The organism is Streptomyces griseus subsp. griseus (assembly GCF_000720255.1).
In the GTDB taxonomy this organism is placed as follows: domain Bacteria; phylum Actinomycetota; class Actinomycetes; order Streptomycetales; family Streptomycetaceae; genus Streptomyces; species Streptomyces griseus_I.
This window is the reverse complement of sequence record NZ_JOJE01000011.1, coordinates 131,325-148,196: the sequence shown is the minus strand read 5'-3', so window position 1 is coordinate 148,196 and position 16,872 is coordinate 131,325. Positions and strand designations below refer to the sequence as shown.

General features: G+C 67.5%; 15 protein-coding genes. 7 read left to right on the top strand and 8 right to left on the bottom strand.

The annotated features are described in order from the left end of the window. Window positions 1-79: 79 nt before the first annotated feature. Entirely contained in the window at window positions 80-1,546 is a 1,467-nt protein-coding gene (locus IG99_RS17100) for a CCA tRNA nucleotidyltransferase (RefSeq protein WP_037674865.1), read from the top strand. Window positions 1,547-1,646: 100 nt separating this feature from the next. Here the strand turns inward: IG99_RS17100 and IG99_RS17095 are convergent, their stop codons facing one another. The 4 genes from IG99_RS17095 to IG99_RS17080 all read right to left on the bottom strand — a co-directional run bounded on the left by IG99_RS17095 (window position 1,647) and on the right by IG99_RS17080 (window position 5,480). Beyond that, window positions 1,647-2,156 (bottom strand): LppU/SCO3897 family protein, encoded by a 510-nt coding sequence (locus IG99_RS17095; protein WP_037674864.1) that lies wholly within the window; start codon window positions 2,154-2,156, stop codon window positions 1,647-1,649. 131 nt (window positions 2,157-2,287) lie between these two features. Continuing rightward, entirely contained in the window at window positions 2,288-3,550 is a 1,263-nt protein-coding gene (locus IG99_RS17090) for an MFS transporter (RefSeq protein ID WP_037674863.1), read from the bottom strand. 119 nt (window positions 3,551-3,669) lie between these two features. Beyond that, window positions 3,670-4,752 (bottom strand): inositol-3-phosphate synthase, encoded by a 1,083-nt coding sequence (locus IG99_RS17085; protein ID WP_037674861.1) that lies wholly within the window; start codon window positions 4,750-4,752, stop codon window positions 3,670-3,672. Between the two features lie 44 nt (window positions 4,753-4,796). Then, window positions 4,797-5,480, bottom strand: a complete 684-nt coding sequence (locus IG99_RS17080) for a PadR family transcriptional regulator (protein ID WP_037674860.1) — start codon at window positions 5,478-5,480, stop codon at window positions 4,797-4,799. A 372-nt stretch (window positions 5,481-5,852) separates the two neighbouring features. Between IG99_RS17080 and IG99_RS17075 the strand changes: the two genes are divergently transcribed. Both IG99_RS17075 and IG99_RS17070 read left to right on the top strand, forming a co-directional pair. After that, window positions 5,853-8,546, top strand: coding sequence for a transglycosylase domain-containing protein (locus IG99_RS17075; protein WP_199815538.1), 2,694 nt, complete (start codon window positions 5,853-5,855; stop codon window positions 8,544-8,546). Between the two features lie 130 nt (window positions 8,547-8,676). After that, complete coding sequence (locus tag IG99_RS17070) at window positions 8,677-10,185, top strand: glycosyltransferase family 87 protein (RefSeq protein WP_199815537.1); 1,509 nt, start codon at window positions 8,677-8,679, stop codon at window positions 10,183-10,185. Between the two features lie 121 nt (window positions 10,186-10,306). Here the strand turns inward: IG99_RS17070 and IG99_RS17065 are convergent, their stop codons facing one another. The 3 genes from IG99_RS17065 to IG99_RS17055 all read right to left on the bottom strand — a co-directional run bounded on the left by IG99_RS17065 (window position 10,307) and on the right by IG99_RS17055 (window position 13,023). Further along, window positions 10,307-11,338 (bottom strand): alanine racemase, encoded by a 1,032-nt coding sequence (locus tag IG99_RS17065; protein ID WP_037674858.1) that lies wholly within the window; start codon window positions 11,336-11,338, stop codon window positions 10,307-10,309. Between the two features lie 74 nt (window positions 11,339-11,412). Further along, window positions 11,413-12,531, bottom strand: coding sequence for a peptidoglycan bridge formation glycyltransferase FemX (femX, locus tag IG99_RS17060; RefSeq protein ID WP_037674857.1), 1,119 nt, complete (start codon window positions 12,529-12,531; stop codon window positions 11,413-11,415). Between the two features lie 177 nt (window positions 12,532-12,708). Then, entirely contained in the window at window positions 12,709-13,023 is a 315-nt protein-coding gene (locus IG99_RS17055; protein ID WP_037674856.1) for a hypothetical protein, read from the bottom strand. A 287-nt stretch (window positions 13,024-13,310) separates the two neighbouring features. On the opposite strand from IG99_RS17055, the gene rpsF reads away from it, so the two are divergent. The 4 genes from rpsF (at window position 13,311) to rplI (ending at window position 15,041) form a co-directional block, all read left to right on the top strand. Then, on the top strand, window positions 13,311-13,601 hold the full coding sequence (gene rpsF, locus IG99_RS17050; RefSeq protein WP_006604399.1) for a 30S ribosomal protein S6: 291 nt from the start codon (window positions 13,311-13,313) through the stop codon (window positions 13,599-13,601). Window positions 13,602-13,670: 69 nt separating this feature from the next. Beyond that, window positions 13,671-14,261 (top strand): single-stranded DNA-binding protein, encoded by a 591-nt coding sequence (locus IG99_RS17045; RefSeq protein ID WP_037674852.1) that lies wholly within the window; start codon window positions 13,671-13,673, stop codon window positions 14,259-14,261. Between the two features lie 78 nt (window positions 14,262-14,339). Further along, a complete protein-coding gene (gene rpsR / locus IG99_RS17040; protein ID WP_003949403.1) occupies window positions 14,340-14,576 on the top strand; it encodes a 30S ribosomal protein S18 in 237 nt (78 codons plus the stop codon). Between the two features lie 18 nt (window positions 14,577-14,594). After that, window positions 14,595-15,041, top strand: a complete 447-nt coding sequence (gene rplI, locus IG99_RS17035; protein ID WP_037674850.1) for a 50S ribosomal protein L9 — start codon at window positions 14,595-14,597, stop codon at window positions 15,039-15,041. A gap of 119 nt (window positions 15,042-15,160) precedes the next feature. Here rplI and IG99_RS17030 read toward each other — a convergent pair whose 3' ends face one another. Then, on the bottom strand, window positions 15,161-16,507 hold the full coding sequence (locus IG99_RS17030) for an MATE family efflux transporter (protein ID WP_037674847.1): 1,347 nt from the start codon (window positions 16,505-16,507) through the stop codon (window positions 15,161-15,163). Between the last annotated feature and the right edge of the window lie 365 nt (window positions 16,508-16,872).

The window sequence follows — 16,872 nt, the reverse complement described above, 5'->3', positions numbered from 1 at the left end:
CTCTGCACCCCCCTCCCCTGGGCCTCAGCCGCTTAATGGGGGCGCTGGTGGCACGCCCGGCCACGTACCCTCTTCTGTTGTGCCGAACGCCAACGAAGACAACCTCAGTGCCCTGAGCCAGGTGCAGCACCGCGCGGTGAGTGAACTGCTGCGGGTTGCGCCTGTCGCCGACGACCTCGCCCGCCGCTTCCAGGAGGCCGGGTTCTCGCTCGCCCTGGTGGGGGGCTCGGTCCGGGACGCGCTGCTCGGCCGGCTCGGCAACGACCTGGACTTCACGACCGACGCCCGTCCCGAGGACGTACTCAAGATCGTGCGGCCGTGGGCGGACGCCGTGTGGGAGGTCGGGATCGCCTTCGGCACGGTCGGCGCGCACAAGAGTGCTCGCGTCGGAGAAACTGATCGGAACTTTCAGATCGAGGTGACCACGTACCGCTCGGAGGCCTACGACCGCACCTCACGCAAGCCCGAGGTGTCCTACGGCGACTCGATCGAGCAGGACCTCGTCCGCCGTGACTTCACCGTGAACGCGATGGCTCTGGCGCTCCCGGAGAAGGAGTTCATCGACCCGCATGGCGGCCTCGCCGACCTCGCGGAGCGTGTGCTGCGCACCCCGGGCACACCCGAGGAGTCCTTCTCCGACGACCCACTGCGCATGATGCGGGCCGCACGCTTCGCCGCTCAGCTCGACTTCGAGGTCGCCCCCGAGGTCGTCACGGCGATGACGGAGATGGCCGGCCGTATCGAGATCGTCTCGGCCGAGCGAGTCCGGGACGAGCTGAACAAGCTGGTCCTCTCCGCGAACCCTCGCAAGGGACTGGCTCTGCTGGTCGACACCGGGCTGGCCGACCATGTGCTGCCCGAGCTGCCCGCCCTGCGTCTGGAGAGCGACGAGCATCACCGGCACAAGGACGTCTATGAGCACAGCCTGATCGTTCTGGAGCAGGCGATCGCGCTGGAGGGCAACGGCCCCGACCTGACCCTCCGCCTCTCCGCCCTGCTCCACGACATCGGCAAGCCGCGCACCCGTCGCTTCGAGAAGGACGGCCGGGTCTCGTTCCACCACCACGAGGTGGTCGGAGCCAAGATGACCAAGAAGCGTATGACGGCGCTGAAGTACACAAACGAACTGGTGAAGGACGTCTCGAGACTGGTCGAACTCCACCTGCGCTTCCACGGGTACGGCGCCGGCGAGTGGACGGATTCCGCGGTCCGTCGCTATGTCCGTGACGCCGGCCCGCTCCTGGACCGGCTCCACAAGCTGACCCGCTCGGACTGCACGACGCGCAACAAGCGCAAGGCGGCCGCACTCTCCCGGACGTACGACAGCCTGGAGGAGCGCATCGCCCAGCTTCAGGAGCAGGAGGAGCTGGACGCGATCCGCCCCGACCTCGACGGCAACCAGATCATGGAGATCCTGGGCGTCGGGCCCGGGCCGATGGTGGGGCAGGCGTACAAACACATGCTGGAGCTGCGCCTGGAGAACGGGCCCATGGAGCGTGAGGCGGCGGAGGCGGCGCTCAAGGAGTGGTGGGCCGAGCAGAGCTGAGCGTGCGGAACGGGGTCATGTTTCACGTGAAACATGACCCCGTCGAGGATGCGCGAAGGGGCGGTGTTTCACGTGAAACACCGCCCCTGCCGGCGTCTGCCTACTTGTCCTTCAGGCAGAGCAGGAAGTCTTTTTTGTCGCCGCTCTCGGTGTACGAGTACTGGAAGTCCTTGGCCTTCTCCGAGCACTTGCTGTTGGCAGTGGTCTCGGAGTAGGTGCCCTCGATCTTGGCAAGGACGACGTACTGGGCCTTGGCGGACTTGCAGTCGACGACTTCGAGGTCCGGGTCGTCGTCGTTGGTGCTGCCGCGGTGCATGCAGTCGCCGACCGCCGCGGTGTCGGCGTCGTCGCGGCTGGCTATGTAACCACCGATGACGAAACCGAGGGCGACAACGACGATGACGACGTTCTTGATCAGCTTGAAGCTGACCTTGCGGCGGGGCTGCGCCGGCGGGACCGGGGCGTACGGAGCGGCACCCTGCGGGTATCCGGCCTGGACGGGCTGCGTCGGGTAGCCGCCCTGGGGCGGGTACGGAGCCTGGCCCTGGGGCTGGCCGTAGGGCTGCTGACCCTGGGCGAACGGATTGCCCTGGGGCGGCGGAGTAGACACTTGGGGGTCCCCCTAGAACGTGGGCGCGCGGGAACGAGAGTCCGTGTGGCGCGAAGTAAGACGAACGTAAATTACAGGCCAGCACTGACAAGCCAGTAGTCGAGGGGAACTTCGTGGCATTGATGTGACACTTATCGTCGTTCAAACCGGGCCATAGTTATAGCAACTGCCCCGTAGATAACGGCGACCGTGACCACCAGCGGCGCCGATCGGCCGTCCGGAGGCAGCATCAGCGCCGCCACACCCGCGGCTCCGACGAAGGCGACGTTGAACAGCACGTCGTAAACGGAAAAAATTCGGCCGCGGAAGCCGTCCTCCACGGAGGACTGGACGATGGTGTCCGTGGCGATCTTCGCCCCCTGGGTGACGAGCCCCAGGACGAACGCCGCGACCATGAGCGGAGCTTCGACAAAGGGCAGGCCCAGCGGGGGCACCAGGACCGCGGCCAGTGCCGAGCAGGCGACGATCCAGCGGCCGGGCCCCAACCGCTGTGCGGTGGAGGGCGTGACGACGGCCGCCGCGAAGAAGCCCGCACCGGAGATGCCCACCGCCAGACCGAGCAACCCCAGCCCCTCGTTCGAGTCGGTCGTCCACGCGTATCGACAGAGCATCAGGACCATGACGGTCAGGGCGCCGTAGCAGAACCGCATCATCGTCATCGAGGCGAGCGCCCAAGCGGCTTCCCGTCTCTTCGGTTCAGTGAGGTGTCGTACGCCGGCCACGAGACCCTGGGCCGTGCCACTGAGTGCCGCGGTCAGCCGGGGCGGCATCAGATCCCGGTCGGGCCCGAGCAGTTCCGGTGCCATACGCAGCGAGGCCAGAGCCGCGCACAGGTAGAGGCCGGAACCCAGCAGCACCACCGCGGCGTCGGAGTCCGCGGCCACCAGCCGCACCACGAAGGCGAGGCCCCCGCCCGCCGTCGCGGCGAGCGTCCCTGCGGTCGGGGACAGGGAGTTGGCGATGACCAGGCGTTCGGCGTCGACCACCCGCGGCAGCGCGGCGGACAGACCCGCCAGGACGAAACGGTTGACGGCCGTCACGCACAGAGCGGAGAGGTAGAAGAGCCAGTCAGGGACATGACTGATCATCAACACAGCGGTCGCGCAGGCCAGCACGGCGCGCAGCAGGTTGCCGTACACGAGGACCTGGCGGCGGCGCCAGCGGTCCAGCAGGACACCGGCGAACGGGCCCACCAGGGAGTAGGGAAGCAGCAGGACCGCCATTGCGGAGGCGATCGCGGTGGCCGAGGTCTGCTTCTCCGGGGAGAAGACGACGTACGTGGCGAGTCCGACCTGATAGACGCCGTCGGCCCCCTGGGAGAGCAGCCGTACCGAGAGCAGGCGTCGGAAGTCCCGGAAGCGCAGCAGGACGCGCAGATCACGGACGACGGACATGGGGCACAGCCTCACATACGGGGAGGGTCTCCGGGTCGTGCGACCCGGAGACCCTCGACAGCCCTGGCAGGAGCGTTTTTCAGCCGGCTGTGTCGGCCGGCGCACCGCGTTCTGTCGAGCTAGCGCTCGACCTCACCCTTGATGAACTTCTCGACGTTCTCGCGAGCCTCGTCGTCGAAGTACTGAACCGGCGGGGACTTCATGAAGTACGACGACGCCGACAGGATCGGGCCGCCGATGCCGCGGTCCTTGGCGATCTTCGCGGCGCGCAGGGCGTCGATGATGACGCCGGCGGAGTTCGGGGAGTCCCAGACCTCGAGCTTGTACTCCAGGTTCAGCGGGACGTCGCCGAAGGCACGGCCCTCGAGGCGGACGTACGCCCACTTGCGGTCGTCGAGCCAGGCGACGTAGTCGGACGGGCCGATGTGGACGTTCTTCTCGCCGAGGTCCCGGTCGGGGATCTGGGAGGTGACGGCCTGGGTCTTGGAGATCTTCTTGGACTCCAGGCGGTCACGCTCGAGCATGTTCTTGAAGTCCATGTTGCCGCCGACGTTCAGCTGCATCGTGCGGTCGAGGACGACACCGCGGTCCTCGAACAGCTTCGCCATCACGCGGTGGGTGATGGTGGCGCCGACCTGCGACTTGATGTCGTCGCCGACGATCGGGACGCCCGCCTCGGTGAACTTGTCCGCCCACTCCTTGGTGCCGGCGATGAAGACCGGAAGGGCGTTGACGAAGGCGACCTTGGCGTCGATGGCGCACTGGGCGTAGAACTTCGCCGCGTCCTCGGAACCGACGGGCAGGTAGCAGACGAGGACGTCGACCTGCTTGTCCTTCAGGACCTGGACCACGTCGACCGGGGCCTCGGCGGACTCCTCGATGGTCTCGCGGTAGTACTTGCCGAGGCCGTCGAGGGTGTGGCCGCGCTGGACGGTCACGCCCGTGCGGGGCACGTCGCAGATCTTGATGGTGTTGTTCTCGGAGGCGCCGATGGCGTCCGCGAGGTCGAGGCCGACCTTCTTCGCGTCGACATCGAAGGCGGCGACGAACTCGACGTCACGGACGTGGTACTCGCCGAACTGGACGTGCATCAGACCCGGCACCTTGGACGCCGGGTCGGCGTCCTTGTAGTACTCGACTCCCTGCACCAGCGACGCGGCGCAGTTGCCCACGCCGACGACGGCTACGCGAACCGAACCCATTCCGGTTGCTCCCTGTGTGTACGAGTGAGGCCCTGAGTGGGCTCTCACGTGGCGGTGTCGTCGGGCGTATCCGGCCCGGGGATGCCCCCGGTCCGGGGCAGGCCGCCCGGCGCTCCAGATGTGGTGTCCTGCTGAGTGGGTTCCCCGGTCGCGGGACCCTTCAGGTCCCGCCCCGCCCGCTCGCTCTCGATGAGCTCGTTCAGCCAGCGCACTTCGCGCTCCACGGACTCCATCCCGTGGCGCTGGAGCTCAAGCGTGTAGTCGTCGAGACGCTCCCGGGTGCGCGCCAGTGAAGCGCCCATCTTCTCCAGGCGCTCCTCCAGGCGGCTGCGGCGGCCTTCGAGGACTCGCATGCGGACGTCGCGCGAGGTCTGCCCGAAAAAGGCGAAACGAGCGGCGAAGTGCTCGTCCTCGTACGCATCGGGCCCGGTCTGCGAGAGCAGCTCCTCGAAGTGCTCCTTACCTTCCGCCGTCAACCTATAGACGATCTTGGCGCGACGCCCTGAGAGTGGTGTGGCGAGGGCGTCCTCGGGGGTGTTCCCCGGCTCTTCGATCAACCAGCCGTTGGCGACCAGCGTCTTGAGGCAGGGGTACAGCGTTCCGTAGCTGAAGGCGCGGAACACACCCAGTGACGTATTGAGTCGTTTGCGCAGCTCATAGCCGTGCATCGGGGACTCGCGGAGCAGGCCGAGTACGGCGAACTCGAGGATCCCGGAACGCCGGCTCATGGTCGCCTCCTCTCTGCCGCGGACTGGCCGGGACGGTTTATGTCGCGCTGATGTATCGACTCGATACATCAAGACGATAGAACGGCCTTTCCGGGGGCGACAAGGGCAGGGGTGGTGAGCGGGGTCACATCACCGATTCGTTGCAGGCGAGTTGCCTGATTTGGGGTGAACTTCTGGCTCGGCGGGTTTTGGCGGTGCGTAGTCTGTGCGCCATGCACACCACCGGGAACCACGTGACGCATGGGGGCGTCGTCGTCCTAGGTGCAGTACGGATGAATGAGGAACCGACCGCATCCGTACTTCGGGGGGACCGGAAACCAGCCGCCGTTTCCAGGCGCGCAAGGGTGCGCCTGCCCGAGGAGTAATCGTTCGATGAGCGAGCACCGTCGCAAACCGCCGCAGCCGCAGGAAGGCGGACGTGCCGCGGCCCGACGCGGCCCGTCCGGCTCGTCCTCCGGTCGCCGTGCGGCACCGCGAGGCGCCACCGGGTCTCCATCCGACTCGTACGGGTCGGGATCCCACGGGCCGGGAGGCGAAGAGCCGTCCTACGGCGGCCGTGCCGAGGCCCGGCGCGCGGCACAGAGAAGCGCGGGCGGCCGCCGCAGAGCGGCGGAGCCCGGCCGAGGAGGCCGCGGAGGTCCGACCGGACCCGGCCGCGGCAGAGGGCGTGCGGCTGCCCCGGCCAAGAAGCGCATCATTGACTACCCGCGAGCCGGCAAGGACGGCTGGCGACGCTGGGTGCCCTCCTGGAAACTCGTCTCCGGCCTGTGCATCGGCTTCATCGGCAGTCTGGTGGCCGTCGCGGGCATCGGATACGCCATGGTGGGCGTCCCGGACATCGCGAGAACGGCTGAGGCGCAGAACAACGTCTTCTACTGGTCCGACGGCTCCGAGATGGTGTCCACGGGTGGTGAGACGAACCGCCAGATCGTGAACCTCTCGCAGATTCCCAAGGCGATGCAGTACGCCGTCATCTCGCAGGAGAACAAGACCTTCGAGACCGACAGCGGCATCGACCCGAAGGGCATCGCCCGCGCCGTGTTCAACATGGCCAGGGGCGGTCAGACGCAGGGTGGCTCCACCATCACCCAGCAGTACGTGAAGAACGCCATGCTGGACGATCAGTCCCAGACGGTCTCCCGGAAGTTCAGGGAGATCCTCGTCTCGATCAAGGTGGGCGCCACCGTCCCCAAGGACAAGATCATGGCGGGCTACCTGAACTCCGCCTACTACGGTCGCGGGGCGTACGGGATCCAGGCGGCCGCCCGTGCCTACTTCAACAAGGACGCGATCGACCTCAACGAGGGTGAGTGCGCCTTCCTGTCGGCGATGCTCAAGGGCGCGACGTACTACGACCCGGCGGGTGCGACCTCCATCGACCCGGCCAACGCCACCCCTGAGAAGAACCGCCGGCGAGCCTTCAGCCAGATGAAGGACACCCTCGACAAGATGGTCGAGTACGGCCATCTGGACGCCGCGACGCGGGCCAAGTACACCGAGCTCCCCAAGTGGCAGAGCCCCCGGTCGAACCGTGAGTTGAGCGGTCAGGTCGGTTACCTCGTCGACCTGGCCAAGGCCTACCTGATCAACAACAAGATCATCAGTGCCGACAAGCTGCAACAGGGCGGGTACTCGATCAGGACGACCTTCGACAAGAAGAAGATCAAGGAGCTCGAAACCTCGGTCTCGAAGGTCCAGAAGGCCAACATCAAGCCCAAGGAGCGCCCGAAGACGGACACCCACGTCCAGTTCGGCGGCGCTTCGGTGGATCCGGCGACAGGCGCCATCAAGGCGATCTACGGCGGTGAGGACGCGACCAAGCACTTCACCAACAACGCCGACACCACCGGCGCCCAGGTCGGTTCGACGTTCAAGCCCTTCGTGCTCGCGTCCGCGATGACCTGGGGCGTGCGCGACCCGGACGGACCTGCGACGCAGGCGCAGGACGAGCGGACCATCGTCTCCCCGAAGAGCCTGTTCAGCGGCAAGAACAAGCTCAAGATCAAGGAGTACAACGGGGACGTCTGGCAGAACGAGAAGGGTGAGGAGTGGCTCCAGACCAACGACGGCCAGGTGTCCTACGGCGAGTCCCCCAAGTATCAGATCGACCTGCGTGAGGCGATGCGCGAGTCGGTGAACTCCGCGTTCGTGCAGCTCGGCATGGATGTCGGTCTGGACAAGGTGAAGGAGGCCGCCCTCAGCGCCGGCCTCAAGGAGAACAGCCTGGCCGGCACCAGCTACCCGTCCTTCTCCATCGGTACCTCCCAGCCCAGCGCGATCCGCATGGCGGGCGCCTACGCCACCTTCGCGGCCAGCGGCAAGCAGCGTGAGCCGTACTCCGTCGAGAAGGTCACGAGCAAGGACGGCACGGTCTTCACGCACAAGGTCGAGACGAAGGACGGCTTCACCCCGAAGGTCGCCGACAACGTCACGGATGTGCTGAGGACTGTGGTCGAGAAGGGCACCGGTACCAGCGCCCAGCTCACCGGCCGCGAGGTCGCGGGCAAGACCGGTACGACCGACGGCAACAAGTCGGCCTGGTTCGTGGGGTACACCCCGCAGCTGTCCACGTCGATCACGATGTTCCGGTACGACGACGACGAGTCCAAGAAGAACCGCCAGTTCCTGGAGATGTTCGGAACGGGTGGGCAGAAGAAGATCCACGGTGCGTCGTTCCCGGCCCAGATCTGGCGCGACTACATGGAACAGGCACTGCAGGGTGAGCCTGCGGAGGACTTCCCGACTCCCCAGCCCATCGGTGAGGTGGTCAACGAGGCTCCGTCGCCGAGTGTCGTTCCGACGCCCAGCGAAACGCCGGAGTCGAGTCCGACGCCGAGTCCGACGCCCAGCGAGACGCTGACCTCTCCCTCGCCGTCGCCGAGCGAGAGCTGCAACCGCTTCTTCGGGTGTGACGAGACCGGTGGCACGGACACCGGCGGCACGGACACCGGTGGCACGGACGGCGGAGTGAGCACCTCTCCGTCACCCACGGACTCCACCGGAGGCGGCAACACCAGGGGCAATGGCAACGGAGGCGGTGGCCTCTTCGGGGGCCAGACCGGCTAGCGGGCCAATGGCCGACGCCGGCGTTTCACGTGAAACATCCGGACGTTTCACGTGAAACAAGGGCCGTCACACCTCACGAGGTGTGGCGGCCCTCGGCGTATTCCTAGGTATGTACGGCAGGATGTGGCCCATGCCCAGCGCAGAATCGACGCACGCGAGCGTGCACGAGCCGGACCAGGTGCGGCCGACCAAGGACGATGCGATCGCCGCGGCCGGCAGTGAGGTGATCGGCGGCCCCATCGGACGGCGTGCCCTGCTGGGGGCGTCCTGGTGGACCCCGGTACGGGTCGTCGCTCTCGTGGCGATCGGGATGTTCGCCCTCGGACTCATCCAGAAGGCGCCCTGCTACAACGGCGCCTGGTTCTTCGGCGCCAGTTCGCAGTACACCCACGCCTGCTACTCGGACATCCCGCACCTCTACCAGGGGCGTGGCTTCGCCGACGGGCTGGTGCCGTACTTCGACAAGCTCCCCGGTGACATGCAGTACCTCGAGTACCCGGTGCTGACCGGCGTGTTCATGGAGGTCGCCGCCTGGCTGACGCCTGGCAGCGGCAGCATCCAGCACCAGGAGCAGTGGTACTGGATGGTCAACGCCGGGATGCTGATGGTGTGCGCGGCCGTCATCGCGGTCTGCGTGGCCCGCACTCACGCCCGGCGTCCCTGGGACGGTCTGCTGGTCGCCCTGGCGCCCGCCTTCGCGCTGACCGCCACGATCAACTGGGATCTTCTGGCGGTCGCCCTGACGGCAGCCGCGATGCTGATGTGGGCCCGGGGCCGCTCGCTCGCCTTCGGGGTGCTCCTGGGGCTTGCCACGGCAGCCAAGCTCTATCCGGTCTTCCTGCTCGGGCCGCTGTTCGTGCTGTGCTGGCGGGCCGGCAAGTGGCGGGACTTCGGCCGGGCCCTCGGCGGCGCGGCCGTCGCCTGGCTCGTGGTGAACCTGCCGGTGATGTATTTCGCCTTCGACGGCTGGTCGAAGTTCTACACGTTCAGCCAGGAGAGGGGCGTCGACTTCGGGTCCTTCTGGCTGATCCTGGCCCAGAACTCCAGCCACCCGCTGAGCACGCAGACCGTCAACGCACTGGCCACTTCGCTGGTCTTGCTGTGCTGTGTGGGGATCGCGGTCCTCACCGTCACCGCACCTCGCCGGCCGCGCTTCGCGCAGCTTGCCTTCCTGATCGTCGCGGCGTTCATCCTCACCAACAAGGTCTACTCGCCGCAGTACGTCCTGTGGCTGGTCCCCCTGGCCGTGCTGGCCCGTCCGAAGTGGCGGGACTTCCTGATCTGGCAGGCGTGCGAGGTGGCGTACTTCCTGGGGATCTGGATGTACCTCGCGTACACGACGAGCGGGGACGCCCACAAGGGGCTGCCCACCGACGGATACCACTGGGCCATCGGCGCCCATCTCGCGGGGACCCTCTACTTGTGCGTCGTCATCGTGCGCGACATCCTCATGCCGGATCGCGACGTGGTGCGCCGGGCCGGTGAGGACGACCCCTCGGGCGGTGTGCTGGACGGCGCGGAGGACGTGTTCGTCCTCGGCCCGGCCGCCCGTCAGGCCGCGTACGAGACCCACACCGAGGGCCCTCAGGTGGCGTGGGGAAGCCGGGCCACGGCAGCCTCGACAGACAGTTCGCTCTGAGCGAACAGGCGCTGGGGGCCGGGGTCGGGGGCCGCACGGGGCCGCGCAGGACACGGCAAAGGCCGTGCACGCAGATCCGTGTACGGCCTTGTGTCGGTTCCGGGCGTCGCGCGTTGGCAGCTCAGCGGTCCACGATGCGGTCGAACTGGGTGGTGGTGTGCCGGAGATGGGCCACCAACTCCTCGCCCACCTTCGGCTCCGGGGCGTCCGTGGGCACGAACAGGATGGATACCTGCATGTGCGGCGGCTCGGCGAACCAGCGTTGCTTGGCGCCCCATACGAACGGCGAAAGGTTCCGGTTGACCGTGGCGAGGCCGGCGCGGGCGACGCCCTTGGCGCGCGGCATGACGCCGTGCAGCGCCTTGGGGGCCTCCAGGCCCACCCCGTGCGACGTACCGCCCGCCACGACCACCAGGAAACCGTCCGAGGCCGCCTTCTGCTGGCGGTAGCCGAAGCGGTCGCCCTTGGCGACACGTGTGACGTCCAGGACGGCACCGCGGTACTCGGTGGCGTCGTGGTCCCCCAGCCACAGCCGCGTGCCGATTCGGGCGCGGAACCGGGTCTGCGGGAACTGCTGCTGGAGCCGGGCGAGTTCGTCCGCCTTGAGGTGGCTGACGAACATCGTGTGCAGGGGCAGCCGGGCAGCGCGCAGCCGGTCCATCCAGCCGATGACCTCCTCGACGGCGTCCGAGCCGTCGGTCCGGTCCAGCGGCAGGTGGATCGCGAAGCCCTCGAGACGGACGTTCTCTATGGCGGCGTGCAGCTGCGGCAGGTCCTGCTCGCTGATGCCGTGCCGCTTCATCGAGGACATCACCTCGACCACCACACGAGCGCCCACGAGGCCGTAGACGCCGTCGATCGACGACACCGAGCGGATGACCCGGTCGGGCAGCGGCACGGGCTCCTCGCCCCGCCGGTACGGCGTCAGCACCAGCAGGTCACCGCCGAACCAGTCCTTGATCCGCGCGGCCTCGTACGTCGTGCCCACGGCGAGGACGTCCGACCCCAGGCGCGTGGCCTCCTCGGCGAGGCGCTCGTGTCCGAAGCCGTAGCCGTTGCCCTTGCAGACCGGGACGAGACCGGGGAACTGCTCCTGCACGTGCTTGTGGTGCGCCCGCCAGCGCGCGGTGTCGACGTAGAGCGTGAGCGCCATGGCCGGACCTGGAACCTTTCTCGTGGTGGGGTGGTGTCTGGGGTTGGAGGCTGTGGAAGCGAACGACGAGGGTCTCAGCGGCGCGACATGTAGATGTCGAGCGCCTTGTGCAGCAGCTTGTTCAGCGGGAAGTCCCACTCGCCGAGGTACTCGGCGGCCTGGCCGCCCGTACCGACCTTGAACTGGATCAGGCCGAACAGGTGGTCGCTCTCGTCGAGCGAGTCGGAGATGCCGCGCAGGTCGTAGACGGTCGCGCCGAGCGCGTAGGCGTCGCGGAGCATCCGCCACTGCATGGCGTTCGAGGGGCGGAACTCCCGGCCGATGTTGTCGGAGGCGCCGTACGAGTACCAGACGTGGCCGCCGACGATCAGCATCGTCGCCGCCGACAGGTTCACACCGTTGTGGCGGGCGAAGTACAGCCGCATGCGGTTGGGGTCCTCGGTGTTGAGGGCCGTCCACATGCGCTGGAAGTACGACAGCGGGCGGGGCCGGAAGTGGTCGCGCACGGCCGTGATCTCGTACAGCCGCTGCCATTCCTCGAGGTCGTGGTAGCCACCCTGGACGACCTCGACGCCGGCCTTCTCGGCCTTCTTGATGTTGCGGCGCCACAGCTGGTTGAAGTTCTTGTGGACCTCTTCCAGGGAGCGGTTCGCCAGCGGCACCTGGTAGACGTAGCGCGGCTGGACGTCACCGAAGCCCGCCCCGCCGTCCTCGCCCTGCTGCCAGCCCATACGGCGCAGCTTGTCGGCCACCTCGAAGGCGCGCGGCTCGATGAAGTCGGCCTCGATGTCGCGCAGCCGCTTCACGTCGGGGTTCTGGATGCCCGCCTTGATGGACGTGGCCTCCCAGCGCCGGATGATCACCGGCGGGCCCATCTTCACCGAGAACGCGCCCTGCTGCTTGAGGTGGGCGAGCATCGGTTCCAGCCACTCGGTCAGATTTGGCGCATACCAGTTGATGACCGGGCCCTCGGGAAGGTACGCCAGGTAGCGCTTGATCTTGGGCAGCTGGCGGTAGAGGACCAGACCGGCACCGACGAGCTGACCGGTCTTGTCGAACCAGCCGAGGTTCTCCGAACGCCATTCCGCCTTGACATCAGCCCAGGCCGGGACCTGCATGTGGCTCGCCGACGGCAGGCTCTGGATGTAGGCCAGATGCTGCTCGCGACTGATGGTCCTCAGGGTCAGGCTCATTCGGGGCGCTCCTCGGGCTGGTGTGTCCCCATGGGTTCAGGGGCTCCGGCTCTCGCGCGAAGCCTACTGCGCCCTGCGAGCGCCCCGACTGGGCGTACGGCACCTTCGCCCCGGCCTGTTGGCCGCCAGGGTGTTCCCACGGTGTTCGAATGGCGCCTGAGGGACGACTGCCGGCGATCAGCCGAACAGGCCGCCGAAGAGACCGCCGTGCGCCATGCCGAGGAAGAAGCCGACTCCGGACGCACCGAGACCCAGAACCAGACCGAAGCGCTCGCGCGTGGTCTCCGAGACCCACTGCCCGGAAGCGCCCGTCACGATCCCCACCAGACCGGTCCAGGAGCTGAGCAGATGGAGCTGGTCGAAGAACCCGGTGACGAGCGCGGTGATCCCGAGCACCAGGGTCACCGCGAGCAGCGCGTCCTGGAGGTGATGAGGCCTGTCGTCCGTGGCGAAGAGGGAACCGGCGGTGTTGGGTCGCAATGCCTGTGCCATAGGGCACCTCCTGCGGAAGGCGGCGCATCGTAGCGCCATACACACCCGATGTGTACAGACTGACGGTCCCACCGGGCGGATTTCAACCGCAAGGCGCTGTGCGGGTACTCTGTACCGTCTGCACCGGTGTCTGCCCAGACAGGACCAGGGGATCTCCCCAGGTCGAGCCCGGGGACGCCGCTCGCGGCCCCCGATTGTCAGTGGTGGCCGATACCGTTGCGTACGCATCACAACCCTCCTGCCACGGAACGACCGTGGCCGCCGAGTCCAAAGGAGGTGGGTTCCACATGCGTCACTACGAGGTGATGGTCATCCTCGACCCCGATCTCGAGGAGCGCGCTGTCTCCCCGCTGATCGAGAACTTCCTCTCCGTCGTCCGTGAGGGCAACGGAAAGGTGGAGAAGGTCGACACCTGGGGCCGTCGTCGTCTCTCGTACGAGATCAAGAAGAAGCCTGAGGGCATCTACTCGGTCATCGACCTGCAGGCCGAGCCTGCGGTCGTGAAGGAGCTCGACCGCCAGATGAACCTGAACGAGTCGGTCCTCCGGACCAAGGTCCTCCGCCCCGAGACCCACTGAGCTCTCCCGCTCAGCTGATCCCGGGATTCGAGTAGTAAGCAGCCAGCAAACCCGCCGAGAGGTTCCCCCATGGCAGGCGAGACCGTCATCACGGTCATCGGCAATCTTGTCGATGACCCCGAGCTGCGCTTCACCCCCTCCGGTGCGGCGGTCGCGAAGTTCCGTGTCGCGTCCACTCCCCGCACCTTCGACCGCCAGACGAACGAGTGGAAGGACGGCGAGAGCCTCTTCCTGACCTGCTCGGTCTGGCGTCAGGCGGCGGAGAACGTCGCCGAGTCGCTCCAGCGAGGCATGCGCGTCGTCGTGCAGGGCCGGCTGAAGCAGCGGTCCTACGAGGACCGCGAGGGCGTCAAGCGCACGGTCTACGAGCTGGACGTCGAGGAAGTCGGCCCCAGCCTGCGCAACGCCACGGCCAAGGTCACCAAGACCACCGGCCGCGGTGGCCAGGGTGGCGGCGGTGGCTTCGGCGGCGGTAGCGGTGGCGGCCAGGGTGGCGGCGGCTGGGGCGGCGGCCCCGGCGGCGGCCAGCAGGGCGGCGGCGCTCCCGCCGACGACCCGTGGGCGACCGGCGCTCCCGCCGGTGGCAACCAGGGCGGTGGCAGCGGCTGGGGCGGAAGCTCCGGCGGTGGCGGCGGCTACTCGGACGAGCCCCCCTTCTAGGCCTCGGGCCAGGTCTTCGGGCCGGGCCGGTCGAAGGCGGGGCACACCCCAACTTCTTGATCACACAGGAGAAACACCATGGCGAAGCCGCCTGTGCGCAAGCCGAAGAAGAAGGTCTGCGCTTTCTGCAAGGACAAGGTCACGTACGTGGACTACAAGGACACGAACATGCTGCGGAAGTTCATTTCCGACCGCGGCAAGATCCGTGCCCGCCGCGTGACCGGCAACTGCACGCAGCACCAGCGTGACGTCGCCACGGCCGTCAAGAACAGCCGTGAGATGGCGCTGCTGCCCTACACGTCCACCGCGCGCTAAGGGAAGGGTGACCGAAACATGAAGATCATCCTCACCCACGAGGTCTCTGGCCTCGGTGCCGCCGGCGACGTCGTCGACGTCAAGGACGGCTACGCTCGCAACTACCTGATCCCGCGGAAGTTCGCGATCCGCTGGACCAAGGGTGGCGAGAAGGACGTCGAGCAGATCCGTCGTGCTCGCAAGATCCACGAGATCCAGACCATCGAGCAGGCCAACGCTGTGAAGGCCCAGCTCGAGGGCGTGAAGGTCCGTCTGGCCGTTCGCTCCGGCGACGCCGGTCGTCTCTTCGGCTCCGTCACCCCGGCCGACATCGCCTCGGCGATCAAGGCTGCCGGTGGCCCCGAGGTCGACAAGCGCCGCATCGAGCTCGGCGCGCCCATCAAGACCCTGGGCGGCCACGTGACGTCCGTGCGTCTGCACCCCGAGGTTGCCGCCAAGGTCAACATCGAGGTCGTCGCGGCCTGATCGCCGCGCTCGGCTTGAACAGCTGAGAAGGGGCCGCACCCGCTGGGGTGCGGCCCCTTACGCGTTGCCATGGTGGGCGGCGCATGTTTCACGTGAAACGAGCGTTTCACGTGAAACGCTCAGCGCGTCGCACCCGTCACCAGCCATCGACCCGACCGGGTACGTACCCACAGGGTGAGCATCCGCACGGTCATCATCAATGTCATGGCCCCCCAGACAGCGGTCAGACCGCCGCCCAGGACGGGAACGAGCAGGGCGACCGGCGTGAAGACCGCCAGTGTGAGCAGCATCGCCCAGGCCAGATACGGTCCGTCGCCCGCGCCCATCAGAACGCCGTCCAGAACGAAGACGACACCGCAGATCGGCTGGGAGACGGCCACGATCACCAGAGCCGGCAGGGCGGTGTCCTTGACCACGGAATCGTTGGTGAACAGCGCCAGGAAGACCGGCCGGGTGATCACCACCAGGAGACCGAGGGCGGTCCCCACGGCGATGCCCCACTCCACCATGCGGCGGCAGGCGTCGCGGGCTCCCTGGACGTCCTCGGCGCCGAGACAGCGGCCGATGATGGCCTGTCCAGCGATGGCGATGGCGTCCAGCGCGAAGGCGAGCAGGCTCCACAGGGACAGGATGATCTGGTGGGCCGCGATGTCGGCGTCCCCGAGGCGGGCGGCGACAGCCGTGGCGATCATCAGGATGGCCCGCAAGGACAGCGTACGGACCAGCAGCGGCGCACCAGCCTGTGCGGAGGCCCTGATCCCAGCGGCATGGGGGCGCAGCGACGCGCCGTGCCGTCGGGCACCGCGGACCACCACCGCGAGGTACACGGCGGCCATGCCGACCTGAGCGATGACAGTGCCCCAGGCGGAGCCGGCGATGCCGAGGTCCGCGCCGTAGACCAGGCCGACGTTGAGGGCGGCGTTGGCGATGAAACCGGCGATGGCGACATACAACGGGGTCTTTGTGTCCTGAAGGCCCCGCAGCACGCCGGTCGCGGCGAGCACCACCAGCATGGCGGGGATGCCGAGGGCCGAGATGCGCAGGTAGGTGGTCGCGTACGGAGTGGCCGTGTCCGAGGCGCCGAAGAGTTCGACAAGAGTGGGTGCGGTGGGCAGGACGACGGCGATGACGGCGGCTCCGAGCAACAACGCCAGCCAGATGCCGTCCATGCCCTGACGGATTGCTCCCTGGAGTTCGCCGGCGCCCACCCGTCGGGCGACGCCCGCGGTGGTGGCGTAGGCCAGGAACACGAAGATGCTGACGGCGGTCGTGAGGAGGGCGGAAGCGACAGCGAGTCCAGCAAGCTGTGCCGTACCCAGGTGGCCCACGATCGCGCTGTCGGCCATGACGAAGAGGGGCTCGGCGACGAGCGCGCCGAAGGCCGGGACGGCCAGTGCGACGATCTCCCGATCGTGCTGTCGCCGGGCGGCCCTGAGGGTCGCGGAAGCCTGTGTCATGAGCACCAATCTAATCGTCCACAGGTAAGAGATACAAGCCCACAGTGACCCTTACTTGACCGCTGGCCACGCGTCCTCTCGCGCACTGTTCGAGGCGATCTTGGTCCGACTGGGGAAGTTTTTCTTCTGCACAGCCAGTGGACTGTAAATATGCAGGTCAGAGACGTGATCCTGGCAAAGTTGAAAGCTTGTTCACAGGGCTGTCCACCGGGTCGTGCACAGGTTTTGCGGAGTTCTCCACAGCATCGGGGCCGTCGTCCACATGGCCTGTGGATAACCAGATTGGCTGACGCTGCTCGCGGGCCTACCGTTGTCCGGCGCCCCCTCCGTGCCGCCGGTCGTGAAACCGTCACAAACCCGGCGCGGGCCAACCG

Excerpts from the sequence above, each read along its gene's own strand:
- rplI (WP_037674850.1), top strand. The coding sequence starts at position 14,595 with ATGAAGATCATCCTCACCCACGAGGTCTCTGGCCTCGGTGCCGCCGGC.
- IG99_RS17055 (WP_037674856.1), bottom strand. The coding sequence starts at position 13,023 with ATGGCACAGGCATTGCGACCCAACACCGCCGGTTCCCTCTTCGCCACG.
- IG99_RS17080 (WP_037674860.1), bottom strand. The coding sequence starts at position 5,480 with ATGAGCCGGCGTTCCGGGATCCTCGAGTTCGCCGTACTCGGCCTGCTC.
- IG99_RS17065 (WP_037674858.1), bottom strand. The coding sequence starts at position 11,338 with ATGGCGCTCACGCTCTACGTCGACACCGCGCGCTGGCGGGCGCACCAC.
- IG99_RS17090 (WP_037674863.1), bottom strand. The coding sequence starts at position 3,550 with ATGTCCGTCGTCCGTGATCTGCGCGTCCTGCTGCGCTTCCGGGACTTC.
- rpsR (WP_003949403.1), top strand. The coding sequence starts at position 14,340 with ATGGCGAAGCCGCCTGTGCGCAAGCCGAAGAAGAAGGTCTGCGCTTTC.
- IG99_RS17070 (WP_199815537.1), top strand. The coding sequence starts at position 8,677 with ATGCCCAGCGCAGAATCGACGCACGCGAGCGTGCACGAGCCGGACCAG.
- femX (WP_037674857.1), bottom strand. The coding sequence starts at position 12,531 with ATGAGCCTGACCCTGAGGACCATCAGTCGCGAGCAGCATCTGGCCTAC.
- IG99_RS17075 (WP_199815538.1), top strand. The coding sequence starts at position 5,853 with ATGAGCGAGCACCGTCGCAAACCGCCGCAGCCGCAGGAAGGCGGACGT.
- IG99_RS17045 (WP_037674852.1), top strand. The coding sequence starts at position 13,671 with ATGGCAGGCGAGACCGTCATCACGGTCATCGGCAATCTTGTCGATGAC.
- rpsF (WP_006604399.1), top strand. The coding sequence starts at position 13,311 with ATGCGTCACTACGAGGTGATGGTCATCCTCGACCCCGATCTCGAGGAG.
- IG99_RS17085 (WP_037674861.1), bottom strand. The coding sequence starts at position 4,752 with ATGGGTTCGGTTCGCGTAGCCGTCGTCGGCGTGGGCAACTGCGCCGCG.